Annotated in this window: 14 protein-coding genes and 1 pseudogene; 5 read left to right on the top strand and 10 right to left on the bottom strand. The window is 66.4% G+C overall.

Translation table 11 applies throughout. The features are described from left to right. Positions 1-3 precede the first annotated feature (3 nt). The 6 genes from Q9235_RS13620 to Q9235_RS13595 form a co-directional block, all read right to left on the bottom strand. Positions 4-894, bottom strand: coding sequence for a carbohydrate ABC transporter permease (locus tag Q9235_RS13620; RefSeq protein WP_306222320.1), 891 nt, complete (start codon positions 892-894; stop codon positions 4-6). Then, positions 894-1751 carry a carbohydrate ABC transporter permease gene (locus tag Q9235_RS13615; RefSeq protein WP_306222319.1) on the bottom strand — a complete coding sequence of 286 codons (858 nt, stop codon included), beginning with the start codon at positions 1749-1751 and terminating at the stop codon, positions 894-896. The genes Q9235_RS13620 and Q9235_RS13615 overlap by 1 nt, the downstream gene beginning before the upstream one ends. A gap of 64 nt (positions 1752-1815) precedes the next feature. Beyond that, on the bottom strand, positions 1816-3099 hold the full coding sequence (locus tag Q9235_RS13610; protein ID WP_306222318.1) for an ABC transporter substrate-binding protein: 1284 nt from the start codon (positions 3097-3099) through the stop codon (positions 1816-1818). 47 nt (positions 3100-3146) lie between these two features. Then, positions 3147-3881, bottom strand: a complete 735-nt coding sequence (locus Q9235_RS13605) for a GntR family transcriptional regulator (RefSeq protein WP_306222317.1) — start codon at positions 3879-3881, stop codon at positions 3147-3149. Further along, positions 3868-5052 carry a mandelate racemase/muconate lactonizing enzyme family protein gene (locus Q9235_RS13600; protein ID WP_306222316.1) on the bottom strand — a complete coding sequence of 395 codons (1185 nt, stop codon included), beginning with the start codon at positions 5050-5052 and terminating at the stop codon, positions 3868-3870. The genes Q9235_RS13605 and Q9235_RS13600 overlap by 14 nt, the downstream gene beginning before the upstream one ends. Before the next feature lie 353 nt (positions 5053-5405). Further along, positions 5406-6494 carry a LacI family DNA-binding transcriptional regulator gene (locus tag Q9235_RS13595; RefSeq protein ID WP_306222315.1) on the bottom strand — a complete coding sequence of 363 codons (1089 nt, stop codon included), beginning with the start codon at positions 6492-6494 and terminating at the stop codon, positions 5406-5408. A gap of 107 nt (positions 6495-6601) precedes the next feature. On the opposite strand from Q9235_RS13595, the gene Q9235_RS13590 reads away from it, so the two are divergent. The 5 genes from Q9235_RS13590 to Q9235_RS13570 all read left to right on the top strand — a co-directional run bounded on the left by Q9235_RS13590 (position 6602) and on the right by Q9235_RS13570 (position 12808). After that, on the top strand, positions 6602-7618 hold the full coding sequence (locus Q9235_RS13590) for a TRAP transporter substrate-binding protein (RefSeq protein ID WP_306222314.1): 1017 nt from the start codon (positions 6602-6604) through the stop codon (positions 7616-7618). Positions 7619-7707: 89 nt separating this feature from the next. Next, positions 7708-9549: a TRAP transporter large permease gene (locus tag Q9235_RS13585; protein ID WP_306228257.1), complete on the top strand. Its 1842-nt coding sequence runs from the start codon at positions 7708-7710 to the stop codon at positions 9547-9549. Positions 9550-9574: 25 nt separating this feature from the next. Continuing rightward, positions 9575-10129 carry a VOC family protein gene (locus Q9235_RS13580; RefSeq protein ID WP_306222313.1) on the top strand — a complete coding sequence of 185 codons (555 nt, stop codon included), beginning with the start codon at positions 9575-9577 and terminating at the stop codon, positions 10127-10129. Positions 10130-10246: 117 nt separating this feature from the next. Beyond that, positions 10247-11521, top strand: a complete 1275-nt coding sequence (locus Q9235_RS13575) for a ribulose-bisphosphate carboxylase large subunit family protein (RefSeq protein ID WP_306222312.1) — start codon at positions 10247-10249, stop codon at positions 11519-11521. Between the two features lie 6 nt (positions 11522-11527). Beyond that, complete coding sequence (locus Q9235_RS13570; protein WP_306222311.1) at positions 11528-12808, top strand: four-carbon acid sugar kinase family protein; 1281 nt, start codon at positions 11528-11530, stop codon at positions 12806-12808. Positions 12809-13036: 228 nt separating this feature from the next. On the opposite strand, the pseudogene Q9235_RS13565 reads toward Q9235_RS13570, so the two are convergent. The 4 genes and pseudogenes from Q9235_RS13565 to Q9235_RS13550 form a co-directional block, all read right to left on the bottom strand. After that, positions 13037-13186, bottom strand: a pseudogene (locus Q9235_RS13565) (IS5/IS1182 family transposase); the annotation flags it as partial. A gap of 96 nt (positions 13187-13282) precedes the next feature. Then, positions 13283-13861 carry a gamma carbonic anhydrase family protein gene (locus Q9235_RS13560; RefSeq protein WP_306222310.1) on the bottom strand — a complete coding sequence of 193 codons (579 nt, stop codon included), beginning with the start codon at positions 13859-13861 and terminating at the stop codon, positions 13283-13285. Then, the gene (locus Q9235_RS13555) at positions 13858-14754 is read right to left on the bottom strand and encodes a beta-keto acid cleavage family enzyme (protein WP_306222309.1); all 897 of its coding nucleotides are present in this window, start codon (positions 14752-14754) and stop codon (positions 13858-13860) included. The genes Q9235_RS13560 and Q9235_RS13555 overlap by 4 nt, the downstream gene beginning before the upstream one ends. A gap of 78 nt (positions 14755-14832) precedes the next feature. Beyond that, positions 14833-15810 (bottom strand): 3-hydroxyacyl-CoA dehydrogenase, encoded by a 978-nt coding sequence (locus Q9235_RS13550; protein ID WP_306222308.1) that lies wholly within the window; start codon positions 15808-15810, stop codon positions 14833-14835. Position 15811 lies beyond the last annotated feature (1 nt).

Genomic DNA, 15811 nt, shown 5'->3' with positions numbered 1-15811 from the left:
GCTTTAGCCTTTCACGGAGCCCTTGGTCAGGCCGGAGACGATCAGGCGGCCGAGCAGGGCGAAGACGACGAGGATGGGCAGGATGGCGAGGGTGGCGGCAGCCGTGAGCGGCCCCCATTCGCGGCCGAAGAAGCCGATGAAGCCATAGATCAATGGCTGGATCGGCCTCAGCCAGGGCGCATCGACCATCACGGAGCCGGCGACGAATTCGTTCCAGGAGCCGACGAAGGCGAGCGTGCCGGCCGCGCCCAAGGCCGGCCGGGCCAGCGGCAGCATGACATGGCGCAGGATGCCGAAGCGGCTGGCGCCGTCGATCACGGCGGCTTCGTCGAGTTCGCGCGGGATGCCCTCGATCGTGCCCTTCACCACCCAGATCGCCATCGGCAACTGATGGGCGGCGTAGATCAGCGGCAGGGCGAAGGGCGTGTTCACCAGCCCGAGCCGAACGAAATAGACATAGTTCGGGATCAGCAGGGCCGCGGCGCCGAGCGAAAGCGGGATGCTCGCGACGATCAGCAGGAACAGGCTCTGCCGGAACGGGAACTCGAAACGGTCGAAGGCATAGGCGGCCGGCAGCGCAAGCGCGAGCGCCAGCACCACCGCGGCGCCTGAATAGGCCAGGCTGATCGTGAAGCTCTGGACGAATCCGGCGGCGAAGACGCGCTCGTAATGCGCGTTTGTCGGCGTGAAGCCGGCGAATTGCGGCGGCGTCGCGAAGATGACGGCTTCCGGCTTTATCGAGGTCAGCACGCCCCAGAACAGAGGCAGCAGATTGACCAGCATCAGTGCCGCGACGGGGAGCAGCACCAGCAGCGCCCAGAACCGATCGATCGGCGGCCGGCCCGGGGCGGCGACCTCTCGCCTGGCTGCCGTGGGAATGGCGAGCGTGCTCATCACGCCTTCCACTTGGTAAAGCGGACATAGGCGATGACCAGCGCGATATTGCCGGCGAACATCAGCAGCGCCAGCGCAGTGGCACCCCCCAGGTCGAAATTGACGAAAGCGCGCTCATAGACCTCGATCGCCAGCACGCGCGTGGCGTCGCCCGGCCCGCCGCCGGTGGTGACGAGCGGCGTCTCGACCGTGTTGATGTTCGACAGCGTCAGCACGATCGCGACGAGGAGCAATGGCGTCTTCAGGAGCGGCAGCGTGATGCGGCGGAAGATCTGCCAGCCATTGGCCCCGTCGATGCGGGCAGCCTCGGTATAGTCGTCAGGGATACCCTTGAGGCCAGCTAGCAGGATGATGACGGCGTAGCCGATGCGCTTCCAGACCGAGATCGCGACGAGCAGCGCCATGGCGCCGGTCGGTGTCGTCAGCGGCTGGAACTCGGTGACGCCAACGGCTTTCAGCGCCCAGGCGGCAAGCCCGATATCGTTGAGGAAGACCCAGCGGAAAAGCAGCGCGGCGACGACGGTCGAGATGATCCAGGGCACGATCACGATCATCTGCGCGACGAAGGCGAAGCGCGGCGCGAGCCGGTTGATCCAGACCGAGAGCGCCAGCGCGATGACGATCGTCACGACGACCGACGCGCCGGTGTGGACGAAGGTGCGGCCTAGCGTCGCCAGCAGTTCCGGCTCGTCGAAAAGCTTCGCGTAGTTGTCGAAGCCGGAGAAACCTGTCGGCGCGCCGTACTGGATGCGTTGCAGGCTGAACCAGCCGCCGTAGAAGACCGGCGCGAACAGGACGAGGCCGAGCAACGCGAAAGCCGGCGCGATATAGCCATAGCTGTTGAGGGAACTGCGCATCTCGCCCCGGTCGGTTGATACGAGCCTGCGGGAGCGGCGGCCTGCGCCGCCCCCGAGCAGCCGGCTAGCGGCCGTTGCGGCGGTTGAAGTCGCGCTCGGCGCGCTCCAGCGCGGCCTGCGGCGTCGCGCCGTTGGTCACGACCTCCTGCGCCGCCTTGTTCAGCGCCTGGCGATAGCCGCCGACGCCGAAATCGATCGGCGCCAGCCAGCCCGCGCTCGCGGAGCCCTTGCCGGCGATGGCGAGGTACTCGTTGGCCGGATCGGCGAAGAAGCTCGCGAGCGCCTTCGGTGTCGAGGCCAGCGCCGGCGTCTGGCCGCCCTTCTCGACCCAGAGCTTGTCGGCCTGCGGTCCGTTCATGAAATCCATGAACTTGCCGGCCAGATCGAGATTCTTGCCCTTCGACCAGGCGGCGACCGCCCAGCCGGCCATGACGGCGGGCGAGTGCGGCTTGCCGTCGACGCCAGGGACCAGCATGAAGCCGATCTTGTCGGCACCCATGCGGGCCTGAAGCGTCGAGAAGCGGACGCTCGCACCGGTGATCATCGCGGCCCGGCCGGCGCTGAACTGTTCATAGACGTCGTCGCTGGTCCAGGTCGTCGCCTGCTTCGACGAGGCTTCCTGCTTCGTCACGAGATCGGTCTGGATCGTCAGCCCCTCGATGCCGGCAGGCGTCGCGAAGCGGGCGCGTCCCTTCTCGTCGAAGAGCGTGCCCTGCTTGGCCAGGAGATAGGAGGTGACGATCTGCGGATCGGGCTGGCTCTCGCTCCAGCCCTGGCCGAAGCCATAGCGGGTGACCGCACCGCTGGAATCCTTGACGGTCAGCTTCTTGGCCGCCTCAGTGAAGGCCGGCCATGTCGTCAGGCTGGCGGCGTCGATGCCGGCTTCCTTGAACAGGTCGCGGCGGTAGAACAGGCCGATATAGTTGCGCGAGGTGAAGAGGCAGTACTGCTTGCCGCCGACATTGCAGAGGTCCCAATAGGGCCCGGCATTGTCCTTGAGCTGGTCGGACGACCATTTGTCGACGAAGACCGACTTGAGATCGGCGAGCGCGCCGGACTTGATCGCCTCGCCGAGCAGGTCGGTGATCACCCAGACGATGTCCGGTGCCGTGCCCTGCTGCGCAGCCGCCATGAATTTCGGCGTCATCTGGTCCCAGACCTGCGTCTCGACCACGACCTTGGCGCCGGGATTGGCCGCCTCGAACGCCGTGATGATCTCGGCCAGTGCCTTTTCGCGGGGCGCATTGCCGGTCGGGTTCAGGAAGGTCCACATCCGGATCGTCTGCGCCTGTGCGCTGGCGATGCCGGCAGTGAGCGAGGCCAGCGCAAGGCCTCCGAGCAGCGTCATGCGCCTCGTCCAACGGCTTACCATGGTCGTTCTCCCCTGTTTGGTTCTTATGATTTGTCCGTTTCGGCGATCGCTTCGCCCTGGGCCGCGATATCGCGCAGCGCCCCGTCCAGCGAGCGGCCGAGATGGAGCCTGATCGCGGTGGCGAGCGCCGTGGCGTCGCGCCCGATCAGGGCATTGATGATGGCGGTGTGCTCGGCGCTCTCGCTGGCGAGGCGAGCCCGCCAGCCATCCAGTCCGCGCTGCACCCAGGCGCCGAGAAGCTGCATCTGGATGCCATGATAGATCGTGGCGAGCAGGCGATTACCGGAGGCCTCGACCAGCGTCTGATGAAACAGGGCGTTGAGTTCGATATGCCGGCGATGCGTCAGGTCGCCCGGCGCATCGAGCGCGCGCTGGATCTCCTCGAGCCGACGCAGGAACGGGCCAGCTTCGCCCCGCATCACCGCCGCGATCGCAAGCTCTCCCGCGTTGAGTTCGAGCCCGAGCCGAACCTGCCAAAGTTCGGCGACATGCCGCGGCGAGGGCGTGCGGATGCGGTAGCCGCGCCTTGGCGTCGCCTCGATGAAGCCCTCGGCTGCAAGCCGCTGCAGGGCCTCGCGCACCGGCGTCAGGCTGACCTCGAAGCGATCGGCCAGCTCCTGCAGGATCAACCGGCGACTGGCGGCGAGATCGCCGAACAGGATGGCCTCGATCAAGCGACGATAGATGCCATCGGCGACGGTTTCGCCCGGGCCTTCCGGCGGATCGACGAGGAAGACGTTGCTGTCACTCGGCTGCATGGCGCGCTCCCCCTGAAGCCGGGCCGAGCGCATAAGCTTCGAGCTGGTCGCGTTTCGGAACGGCACCGTGGCCCGGCAGATCCAGCGCCGTGAAGACCCCGTCCGCATAGCGCAGCGGCTCCTGCGTCAGCTCGTCCCGCAGCGGGTTGAGCAAGCGGTTCGCCTCATACCGCGTGAAGCTTTTGGCAGCGCGGCAGGCATGCAACGCCGCCGAGACGCCGATGGCGGAACCGACACCGTGCGGCGCCAGTGCGAGCCCGTGCTTCGTACACAGCGCATCGACCGCCAGCATGCCGGTGATGCCGCCGGCCCGCGTGATGTTGGGTTGCACGATATCGAGGGCGCCAGCCTCGACGAAGCGGGTGAACTGGGTAATGTCGAACTCGTTCTCGCCGGCCGCGATCGGCACCGGCGAGGCCTTGCGCACCCTGGCCAGCGCATGCGGGTCATCGGGCGCGATCGGCTCCTCCAGCCATGCCACGCCATGCGGCGCGACCGCGCGTGCGACCGCGATGGCCTCGTCGACATCGTACGCCGCGTTGGCGTCCAGCATGATCGGCATGTCGCCGCCGAGCGCCTGCCGCAGCGCGGCGACATGTGCCGCATCGGTCTGCGCGCCACGGCCGACCTTGAGCTTGACGCCATCGAAGCCCTGTTCGGCGAAGGCAGCCGCCCGTTCGGCGGATTCGCCCGGATTCGGCAAGAAGGGCACCGAGCCGACATAGGCGGTGACCGGGCCGGGCTCGGCTCCAAGCAGTCGGCACAGGGGGCGGCCGGCAGCGCGTGCCTTGAGGTCCCAGAGCGCGATATCAACCCCGCTCAACGCTTCCATGGCGGGACCGCGCGTCTGGCCGAGCGCGAAGAAATAGGTCTTGAGGTCGTGCAGTGCGGCCGCCGGCTCGTCGAACTCGATGCCGGCAAGGGCCGGCGCGATCACCGCCTCGATCAGCGAAGAGGCCATGCCGGGATGCGGCAAGCCGAAAGCCTCGCCCCAGCCGCTCTCGCCGTTCTCGCCGACCGCTTCGATCAGCGTCGAGTACTGGCCGCTGCGTTCGATGCGCTGGAAATGGGCGGCCGGCCGCCGCAGGCTCGGCGGCACATGCTCGATGCCGCCATAGATGGCGGCAAACGACGCATGCAGCACGTGGATGCGAATTCCAGCCAGCCTCATCTGGGGGTCTCCATTTTTCATATTTTATAAATTTTGGACTTGGCGCGTGTCAAGAGTCTCCCTTCCTTGACCAGACTAGCTTGGCTGGCGATGAAAGTTAGGCGCGGGGTTGCGATTTTTTGTAAAAACTAATGTCATTCGAGTCGGAAACTCGCGTAACACGAGTGGGGACGCTGGGCGCCATGAGCAGGCGCAAGAGGGCCGCCGAGAAGCAGACCTAAAATCGCCCGCGTCGTGGCACCGTGAAGGGACGGTCTGGCACACTACGTCTGTCGCGCAGGAACGGCCCATCGGACTGGCTGCATTGAAGTCTTTCAACAAGAAGCGACGAGCCGCCAGCGCATGGCCTGGCGTCATGGCAAATTCTCCCGCAACACGATCTCGATGTTCGGCCTTGCCGTGCCCTCGCTGGGCTGGCGGCCCGCCCTGATATTGGCGAAGATGGCAACGCAATCCATCAGCGCAGCCTGCGGATCCTGATTGATCACCGCATCCATGATGCCGTCGATGAGCAGCGCACGTGTTTCCGGCGTCAGCCCATGGCCGATGAAAACGACCTCGCCCTGCCGCCCCGCCTCTTTCAGCGCCCGCGCGATACCCTCCGGGCCTCCTCCGATATTGTAGATCCCGGCGAGATCGGGGTGCTTCGCTAAGAGCATTTTGGTTTGCCGATAATTGCGCGCTTCCTCGTCATGACCTTCGCGCAGACCGACCACTTCGATCCCCGGGTGGAGCTCGTGGAAGAGGTGAAGGAAACCCATCTCGCGCTCCTCATGGGCGCGGTAACTCAGGCTGCCCGCGATCATGCCGACCTTGGCCGGCTTTTGCCCGATAAAGCGGGCCATGAGTTGCCCGGCGGTTCGGCCGGCAGCGCGGTTGTCGAGACCGACATAGGCGACGCGCTTGGTGTTGGCGATATCCGAGATCAGCGTGACGGCGGGAATGCCGCGCCCGGCCAGCCAATCCACCGCCTCGCGAACCGTCGGGTGCTCCAGCGCCATGAAGGCGACCCCTTCGACATCCCGCCCGACATGCCGCAGGTGCTGCGCGAGCAGTTCAGGCTTGAAGCTGTCGATATGGTCGACCCTTGCCCGCATATTGAAAGAGGCGAAGCGTTCCTGTGAATCGATGACCAGCCGGCCCAGACGCGTCAGAAAGCGATTGTTGCCCGAGGGCAGCAGGAAGACGAGGCGCAGAGGCCTGAGCGCCCCGACCGGCAAGGCGGCGTCGAGTACATAGCCGAGTTCGGCCGCCGCCTTCATCACATGCTCGGCCGTTACCTGCCGGACACCCGGTCTGCGGTTTAGCACCCTGTCTACGGTGGCGGTCGAGACTCCGGCGAGGCGAGCGACGTCCGTAACCGTCGCAAGCTCACGACGACGGGACTGCTCGCCGCGCTCCACACTCAGCTCAGCCGCCGGAAAGGTCTGATCAGAAACCATCAAAAGCCATCAAATATTGAGTTTGACGGCCATCATCCGTGGTTTCTATCGTCGGCGCAACAAGACCAAGAGAGATCAATCGATCCCAGCTTCCCAGGGAGGGAATCATGAGTGTTCTCACACGCCGCACGATCCTGCGCAGCTTTGCCGCCGCATCAGCATTGCCCGTTATCGGCGCGCCCATGGTCGCGCGTGCGGCCGAGATCGAGCTCAAATACGGCAACAACCTGCCACTGAGCCATCCGCTCAACATCCGCGCCCAGGAAGCGGCCGAGCGCGTGGCGAAGGAGACGAACGGGAGGGTCGAGATCAAGATCTTCCCGAATAACCAGCTCGGCGGCGATACCGACATGCTGAGCCAGGTCCGCAACGGCGGCATCACCTTCTTCACGCCGTCTGCGCTGGTGATCGCGACGCTGGTTCCGGTCGCCGCGATCAATGCGGTCGGCTTCGCCTTCGCCGATTACGATCAGGTCTGGAAGGCGATGGACGGCAAGCTCGGCGCGCATGTCCGCGAGGCCATCTCGAAGGTTAACCTCTTTGCCTTCGAGAAGATGTGGGACAATGGCTTCCGCCAGATGACCACCTCGGGCAAGGCGATCGAGTCGGCGAAGGAAATGGCCGGCCTCAAGATCCGCGTGCCGGTCAGCCCGCTCTCGATCTCGATGTTCAAGGCGCTCGATGCCGCGCCCGCGAGCCTGCAGTTCTCGGAGGTCTATACCGCGCTGCAGACCAAGGTCGTCGACGCGCAGGAAAACCCGCTGCCGATCATCCAGGTCGCCAAGCTCTTCGAGGTGCAGAAGAGCTGCGCCGTCTCAAACCATATCTGGGACGGGTTCTGGTTCATCGCCAACGGGCGCGCCTGGCGCGGCCTGCCGCCCGACATCCAGTCGATCGTCTCCAATGCGATCAACGATGCCGGCGTCGCCCAGCGCGGCGACATCAAGAAGCTCAACGAGACCGTTCAGGCCGACCTGCAATCGAAGGGCCTCGCCTTCAACAAGACGGACCCGGATTCCTTCCGTGCCAAGCTGCGCGAGGCCGGCTTCTACAAGGAGTGGCAGGAGCGCTTCGGCAAGGACGCCTGGAGCCTGCTCGAAGACGCCGTCGGCAAGCTGGCCTGAGGAATGCGGGCGGGCCTATAAGGCGCCCAACGCATAAGACAGGAAACGCCCCGATGGATGCCCATAGCGCGACCATTCCCGCTGCAGCCATGCCCGCCAACGGGCTTGGCCGCATCGCCGGCCATCTCGACCGCGCCCTCGGGGGCCTGGTCGAGACGATTGCGGCGGTGCTGGTGCTGGTCGAGATCATCATCCTCGGGGCCGGCGTGACCGCGCGCTATGTCTTCCATGCGCCGCTGGTGTGGTCGGACGAGCTCGCCTCGATCCTGTTCCTCTGGCTCTCGATGCTCGGCGCCGTCGTCGCGCTCCGGCGCGGCGAGCATATGCGGATGACCGGCCTGGTCTCCCGCGTCTCACCGCAGACGCGGGCGCTCCTGGAAGCGCTCGCGATCACGGCCTCCATCGCCTTCCTCCTTATGATCATGCCGCATGCGGTCGAATATGCGGAGGAAGAAAACTTCATCGTCACGCCGGCGCTGGAGATCAGCAATGCCTGGCGTGCGGCGGCGATCCCTGTCGGCGTCGGGCTGATGCTGGTTGCGGCCGGCTGCCGCCTGCTGCGCTTTTCGTCGCTAAAACCCGCCCTGCTCGCGATCGGGCTCACCGCGCTGTTCGTGCTGCTGTTCTGGCTCGTCGGCCCGGCGCTGAAGCCGCTCGGCAAGCTCAACCTGATCGTCTTCTTCGTCGGCGTCGTCGCGCTCAACGTCTTCTCCGGCGTGCCGATCGCCTTCTCCTTCGCGCTCGCCACCTTCGGCTATCTCGCCTGCACCACCTCGACGCCGATGCTGGTCATGGTCGGGCGGCTCGACGAAGGCATGAGCCATCTCATCCTGCTCGCAGTGCCGCTCTTCATCTTCCTCGGCGCGCTGATCGAGATGACCGGCATGGCCAAGGCGATGATCCAGTTCCTGGCGAGCCTTCTCGGCCATGTCCGCGGCGGCCTGTCCTATGTGCTGGTCGGTGCGATGTATCTGGTCTCCGGTATCTCGGGCTCGAAGATCGCCGACATGGCCGCGATCGCGCCCGTGCTCTTCCCGGAGATGCAGAAGCGCGGCGCCAAGCCCGGCGACCTCGTCGCCCTGCTCTCGGCGACAGGTGCGCAGACCGAGACAATCCCGCCCTCGATCGTGCTGATCACCATCGGCTCGGTGACGGGCGTCTCGATTGCGGCGCTGTTCACCGGCGGCATGCTGCCGGCCGTGGTGCTGGGCGTGGCGCTCTGTTTCGTCGTCTGGTGGCGCTGCCGGGGCGAGGACCTCAGCAACGTCAAGCGCTTCTCCCGGCGGGAGATCGGCAAGCTCGCACTGATCGCGGCGCCAGCGATCGCCCTTCCCTTCGTCATCCGCGCCGCGGTGGTCGAGGGTGTGGCAACCGCTACGGAAGTCTCGACGATCGGCATCGCCTATGCGGTGCTGGCCGGCATCCTGCTCTATCGCCAGTTCGACTGGCGGCGCCTGCCGAAGATGCTGGTCGAGACGGCCTCGCTAACCGGCGCGATCATCTTCATCATAGGCTGCGCCACGGCCATGGCCTGGGGTCTGACGCAATCCGGCTTCTCGCGCGACCTGGCGCAGGCGATGGCTGCCGTGCCCGGCGGAACCTGGGGCTTCCTCGGCATCTCGATCGTCGCCTTCACGATCCTCGGCAGCGTGCTCGAGGGCATCCCGGCCATCGTGCTCTTCGGGCCGCTGGTGTTCCCGATCGCCAAGCAGGTCGGCGTGCATGAGGTCCATTACGCGATGGTCGTGATCTTCGCGATGGGCATCGGGCTCTTCGCCCCGCCTTTCGGCGTCGGTTATTACGGCGCTTGCGCGATCAGCAAGATCAACCCCGACGAGGGCCTGAAATACATCTGGGGCTACATCCTCGCCCTGCTCCTCGGCCTTCTCGTCGTCGCTGCCGTGCCGTGGATCTCCATCGGCTTCCTTTGATCCCGATAATCAGAAAGCAACGCCCATGAGCCGCTTCTTTGGCCAGATCCGTCAGGCCGGCTATGTCGTCCCGGATATCGAGGCGGCGATGGATTACTGGAGCCGCGTGCTGGGCGTCGGGCCGTTCTTCTACAACCCGAAGGTTCCGATCCGGAACTACCGCTACAAGGGCGAGGCCTACGAGCCGCATAATTCGGTGGCGCTGGCCAATTCCGGCCCGCTCCAGATCGAACTGATCCAGTGCCGCAACACGGTGCCGTCCATGTACAAGGACTTCACCGATGCAGGGCTGACCGGCCTGCAGCATGTCGCCTACTGGACCTCGGATTACGACGCCGACCTGGAGCGGCTCGTCACTGAGGGCTTCAAGCCGGTGATGTCAGGCGAGGTCGGCGAGCGCGGGCGCTTCGTCTATTTCGACACGCACTACCACCCCGGCACGGTGATCGAGCTCTCCGAGGTCGCCGGCCCCAAGGGTGAGATGTTCCGCCTGATCCGCGAGGCTTCCGAGACTTGGGACGGCAAGGACCCGGTGCGGCCCTTCCCGGACCTGAACAAGCTCGCCGCCGCGGCCGGCTGAAGCCACAGGGGTGAAGCGCGTTTTGGTCGGGTTTGACCCGGCCATCTCACATATCAGCGCCTCTGGTCCTGAAATGCTCGGGTTGAGCCGGAGCACGACGTCCTGAAAGACACGCCGATGACCGACGACCGTTTTGAAGCGACCTATCTCGTCGAGACCCCGCTCGATCCGGCGAAGGTCGCCGAGGTCATGGCGGGTGAGCAATCGAGCGGCACCTTCACGCGGGTCGCCGGCGAGACCGACGAGTTGCGCTCGCGCACCCGCGCCGTCGTCACCCGCATCGAGGAACTGGAGAGCGCCGCCGAGCCTTCGCTGCCGAACGCATGGCTCGCCCGCAAGGGCGTGCAGGGGCCATGGCGCCGCGCCCGGATCGCCATCTCCTTCCCTGTCGCCAATGTCGGGGCCAATATTTCGACGCTGGCTTCGATCGTCGCCGGAAATCTCTTCGATCTCGGCGAGGTGACCGGGCTGCGCCTCGAAAACATTGCCATGCCCGCCGGCTACCGCACCCGCTTCCCGCTACCGAAGCAGGGCATCGCGGGCACGCGCGCCCTGACGGGCGTCGCCGCCGGCCCGATGGTCGGCTCGATCATCAAGCCAAATGTCGGCCTTAGCCCGGCGCAAACCGCTGAACTCGTGACCAGGCTCTGCGAGGCGGGACTCGACTTCATCAAGGACGACGAGATTTCGGCCGATCCCGACCATGCCCCGCTGGCGCAGCGCGTGCCGGCGGTGATGAACGCGATCCGCCGCCATCGAGACCGTACCGGAAAGCATGTCATGGTCGCGTTCAACATTACTGACGAGACCGATGCGATGCGCCGCCATGCTGACCTGGTGGCCCGCGAGGGCGGCTCCTGCGTCATGGCGAGCCTGAACTGGTGCGGCTTCTCAGCCATCGAAACCCTGCGCCGCGCGACCGATCTCGCCCTGCACGGCCACCGCAACGGCTACGGCGCCTTCTCGCGCCATCCTCTCCTCGGAATCTCGTTTCAGGCCTATCAGGTGCTATGGCGGCTGGCGGGGGTCGACCACATGCATGTCCATGGCGTGCAGGGAAAGTTCGCCCAGGAGGATGCGGAGGTCGTCGCCTCGGCACGTGACTGCGTGACGCCGCTGGCGGAGAGCATCGACGACCGTGTGCTGCCTGCCTTCTCCTCCGGCCAATGGGCTGGGACCGCTCAGCCGACCTGGGATGCGATCGGTCATGACGACCTGCTTTTCATGGCGGGTGGCGGCATCCTGGCTCATCCCGGTGGACCGGCGGCTGGCGTCACCAGCATTCGTCAGGCCTGGGAGGCCATCGCTAACGGTGTGCCGCTCTCGGAGGCCGCGCGAAGGCTGCCCGAGTTGCAGCAGGCGCTCGATTTCTTCGGCGCCAAGACGGCCTGAGACGCCATGACAAGGCCAAGGCCGCATTACGGCTGGTTCGCAGATGACTTCACCGGCGCGACCGACACGCTCGCGACGCTCGCCGAGCGTGGCTTCCGTGCCCTGCTCTTCCTTGGCGTGCCGACGCCGGCACAGCTCGCAGCGGCCGGGCCGCTCGACGCGGTCGGCATTGCCGGTGCGACACGATCGATGCCATCGACCGAGATAGCGTCGATTCTGGACGAGGCCGGGCGTTTCTTTGCCGAGCTCGGCGTGCAGTTGATGCATTACAAATGCTGTTCGACCTTCGACAGCGCGCCCTATGTCGGAAGCATCGGCGCGGCAGTTGCGGCGCTCAAGCCGCATTTCCCGAATGAACTGGTGCCGATCATCGGTGGCCAGCCGAATCTCGGGCGCTATTGCCTGTTTGGCCATCTCTTCGCTGCGGCGGGCGCCGGCGGCGAGATTCATCGGATCGACCGCCATCCGACGATGAGCCGCCATCCGGTGACGCCGATGGCGGAGGCGGATCTGCGCCGCCATCTCGCAGAGCAGGGGCTAGCGCCAGTCGGTCTCATCGACTACCGCGCGCATGAAATGCAGGGCGAGGCCGCCTCCACTCTCGCGCACCTGCGCGGACAGGGCTCGCGCATCGTGCTCTTTGACGTGTCGCGAGCCGAGGACCTCGTCTCTATCGCCCAAATCTGCCGCGCCCCGCTCGCCGAAGCGCCGATGCTGTTCGTTGGCGCGAGTTCCGTCGCCCATGTGGCGGCCGAACTCGAGAATCAACTTGCCGTTGCGACGCCTGCGCCAGCCATCCGGCAACCCGGGCCGGCCCTGGCGCTTGCCGGTTCTCTCTCGCCCGTGACGCGGGCGCAGGTCGAGGCGGCGAACGGCTTCGCGCGGTTGACGATCGATCCCGCCAGGCTGCTCTCCGAACCGAGCCACGCCGAGAATTTGCGAAAGCAAGCGCTATCGCTGCTCGCAGCCGGCGACACGATGCTGCTTACAGCGGCGCCGGACGGCGTGCCGAAAAGCCCGCGCGCTGTGGCCGAGGCGACGGGTATGTTGCTGCGCGAGGTTATGCGTGAAGCGCGCATCGCCCGGCTTCTCGTCGCCGGCGGCGACACCTCGACGCTGGCGATCGAGGCGCTCGACATCTGGGGCCTGTCCTATCGCGCACCTATGGTGGCAGGCGCACCGCTCTGCCGGGCTCACAGCACGGCGCAGCATCTCGACGGGCTAGAGATCGTACTAAAAGGCGGCCAGATGGGGCCTACCAATTTTTTCGACATGGCGGCCAGCTAAGTCGTTACGGGATCTTGCCCGCCTTTCCCTTGGGCGGATAGCTCCACCCGCAGTCAAGATGTTCGCCCTGCGCCAAGTTCTGCCCTGAGGTCAGACGGCGAACAGATATGCCGGAAAGCGGAGGTTCCGAACGGCAACTGTGGATCGATCGTGTTGAAGAAGTCTGTGCGGTGTCGGCTGTTGATCGAGGCTGAGTGGATCGCTTAGAGGGCGTTCGCCCTCATCCCGCCAGGCCAGGTTCTCGGCCGAGCCGTAGGCGCCGTCTGCGACCAGCTCCTCGGGCCGGGTGGCGAACCTGTCTTGCTTACGCTCGATCATAATGCGCACGGCGCCGACCTCGGCCTGCCGCACGGCCGTGGGCGCCTCGACGTCCATCTTGATTTTCCCACGACATCGCTGGCCTTCGAGAGCCGTGCATGGCGACGGCCTTTAGCCTTTCACGTCGGCGGCCGGATCGAAGTGCTCCCCGCAGGCCTACACGGCAGGGCACGCCTTGCCCGCCGAGGGGCGCGTGCAATCGATCAACGTCCTGTGACGAGCCGCCTGCCCGGCATAATGGGCCGGGTTGCCGCGCAGGAAGGCGAGCTCCGCGGGCTTGATCGTACGCATCTCGCGCGCCGGGCAGCCGGCCCACAGCATCCCCGACCCAACCACCTTTCCCGGAGCCACGACGGCGCCGGCGGCGACGATGGCGCCTGGCTCCACCACGGCGCCGTCCAGCACGATCGCGCCGATCCCGACCATCGCTCCATCGCCGATCCGGCAGCCATGCAACACGGCGCGATGCCCGATCGTGACATCCGACCCGATGATGACCGGTCCCTGCCCGCAGGTGCTGTGGACCACCACGCCGTCCTGGATGTTGCTGCGGTCGCCGATCCGGATCTCCTCCTCGTCGCCCCGCAGCACCGCACCGTACCAGATCGAGCTCTCGGCGCCGATAGAAACACGACCGATCACAACCGCGCCGGGAGCGATGAAGCTCGAACCATGAAGCTCCGGCGCGACGCCATCGAGCGGCGCAATCAGCCCGTGTCGCCCGGCAGCGCTCACCCTCGCCGCCTCAGCCCGAGGATCTCGCGGGTCTCGGCCGGCGTAGCGATCGCATAGCCCATGTTCTCCAGGATGCAGCGCGCCTTTTCCACCAGTTGCCCGTTGGTCGCGAACACGCCGCGCGAGAGATAGAGGTTGTCCTCGAGGCCGACGCGGACATTGCCACCCATCAGGGCGGCCTGCGCCACGATCGGCATCTGGTTGCGCCCGATGCCGAAGGCGGCCCAGACGGCGCCCGGCGGCAGTAGGCCGCGCTGGTAGAGGATCGTCTCGGGATTGCTCGGAGCGCCCCATCTGACGCCGGTGACCATCTGGAACAGCGGCGTCCCTTCGATCAGCCCTTCCGCGATCAATTGCTTGCCGAATTCGATATCGCCGGAGGAGAACACCTCCAGCTCCGGCTTGACCCCGAGCGCTGCGAAGCGCTTCGCCATCGCCCGCAAGGTGCGCGTGGTGTTGAGATAGACGAACTCGGTCTGCCCCTCGATCTGGTTGCCGGTGGTGATGTCGAGCGAGGCGAGCTCCGGCAGGTTGTCGAGGTGCAGCATCCGGTCCGCAGCCGAGGCGACATCGCTCTCGGGCAGCGCCCGGCCTTCATCCTCGGGATCGGGCAGGAAGACCGCGCCCATGCCGCAGGACAGGTTGAGGACGATATCCGTCCCGGTCGCGCGGATGCGGTCGACCACCTCCTTGAACAGGGCCGGATCGCGGCTGCCCTCGCCGGTCTGCGGATTGCGGACATGGATATGGGTAACGCTCGCGCCGGCGGCGGCGGCCTCCAGAGCTGCTGCCGCGATCTGCGCGGGCGTCACCGGCATGGCGGGGTGCTTCCGGTTGAACGGCGCGCCGCCGGTGACGGCGCAGGTCAGGATGATCTTGCGGGAGGTATCCATCTTGGCTCTCTGTCTGACAGGGCGGCGCTCGGTGTCTCTTCACAGCCGGTGGCGGGCGAAAGGCGCGGAAATCCGGGTTCAGGCCGGCGACCACCGCGTGCGTTTCTCGGCGGCCCTGAGACTTGCGACGAGATCCATCAGGCGTCTGTCGCGCCAGCGCTGGCGTTCGCCGATCCGGCCGCGGTCGAGCCGGGCCATGCGATCGGCCTCGATCACGTCGAGGGCGCGGCCGGTCCAGAGCGCCTCGGCATGCTCCACGCCGATGATGCGGCGATAGAGCCCGCCATAGCGCTCGACATAGTCGCGGATGCCGGCCGGCGCGTTGAGCTCCATGGTCTCGAACGGCCCCATGAAGGACCAGCGCAGGCCGAGCCCCTTGGCGATCGCCAGATCGATCTCGCCGGGGCCGGCGACGCCTTCCTCGACGATGCGCAGCGCCTCATGGATCAGCGCGCCCTGCAGGCGGTTGACCACGAATCCGTCCGCCTCGCGCTTCAGCACGATCGGCGACTGGCCGGCCGCGACCATCAGCCCCTCCGTCCGCGCGACGACGGCCGGGTCGGTCCAGGGCGCCGGCACGAGTTGCACCAGCGGGACGAGATAGGGCGGGTTGATCGGGTGCGCGACGAGGCAGCGCTCGCGATGGCGCACGCCGCTGGTGAAGAGCGAGGGCACGAAGGCGGAGGTGGAGCTTGCCAGCACGGTCTCAGGCCCGGTCAGTTCGCCCATGCGCTCGAACAGCGCGGATTTGTCGGGAATCGTCTCCGGCGCGCATTCCTGGACATGGGCGACGCCGGCCAAGGCATTCGCGAGATCGGCGCTCGGCCGGATATGGGCCAGAACCTGCTTTGGAGCGCGGCCCGAAAGCAGGTCGAACTCGGCCATGTCGTCGAGCGCGGCCGCGATCACCTCCAGAGCGGCAGCGAGGATTTCGTCATTGCGGTCGTTGAGATGCACGGGATGGCCGGCCCGGGCGAAGCAGATCGCCCAGGCGACGCCGATGAGCCCGGCTCCCACCACGGCGACGGGAGGACGCTCGGCTGAAGCGCTCGTCATG

It is taken from the genome of Bosea beijingensis (genome assembly GCF_030758975.1).
Classification (GTDB): Bacteria; Pseudomonadota; Alphaproteobacteria; order Rhizobiales; family Beijerinckiaceae; genus Allobosea; species Allobosea beijingensis.
The sequence above is the reverse complement of the archived record's forward strand: the minus strand, read 5'-3'. Positions and strand labels throughout refer to the sequence as shown.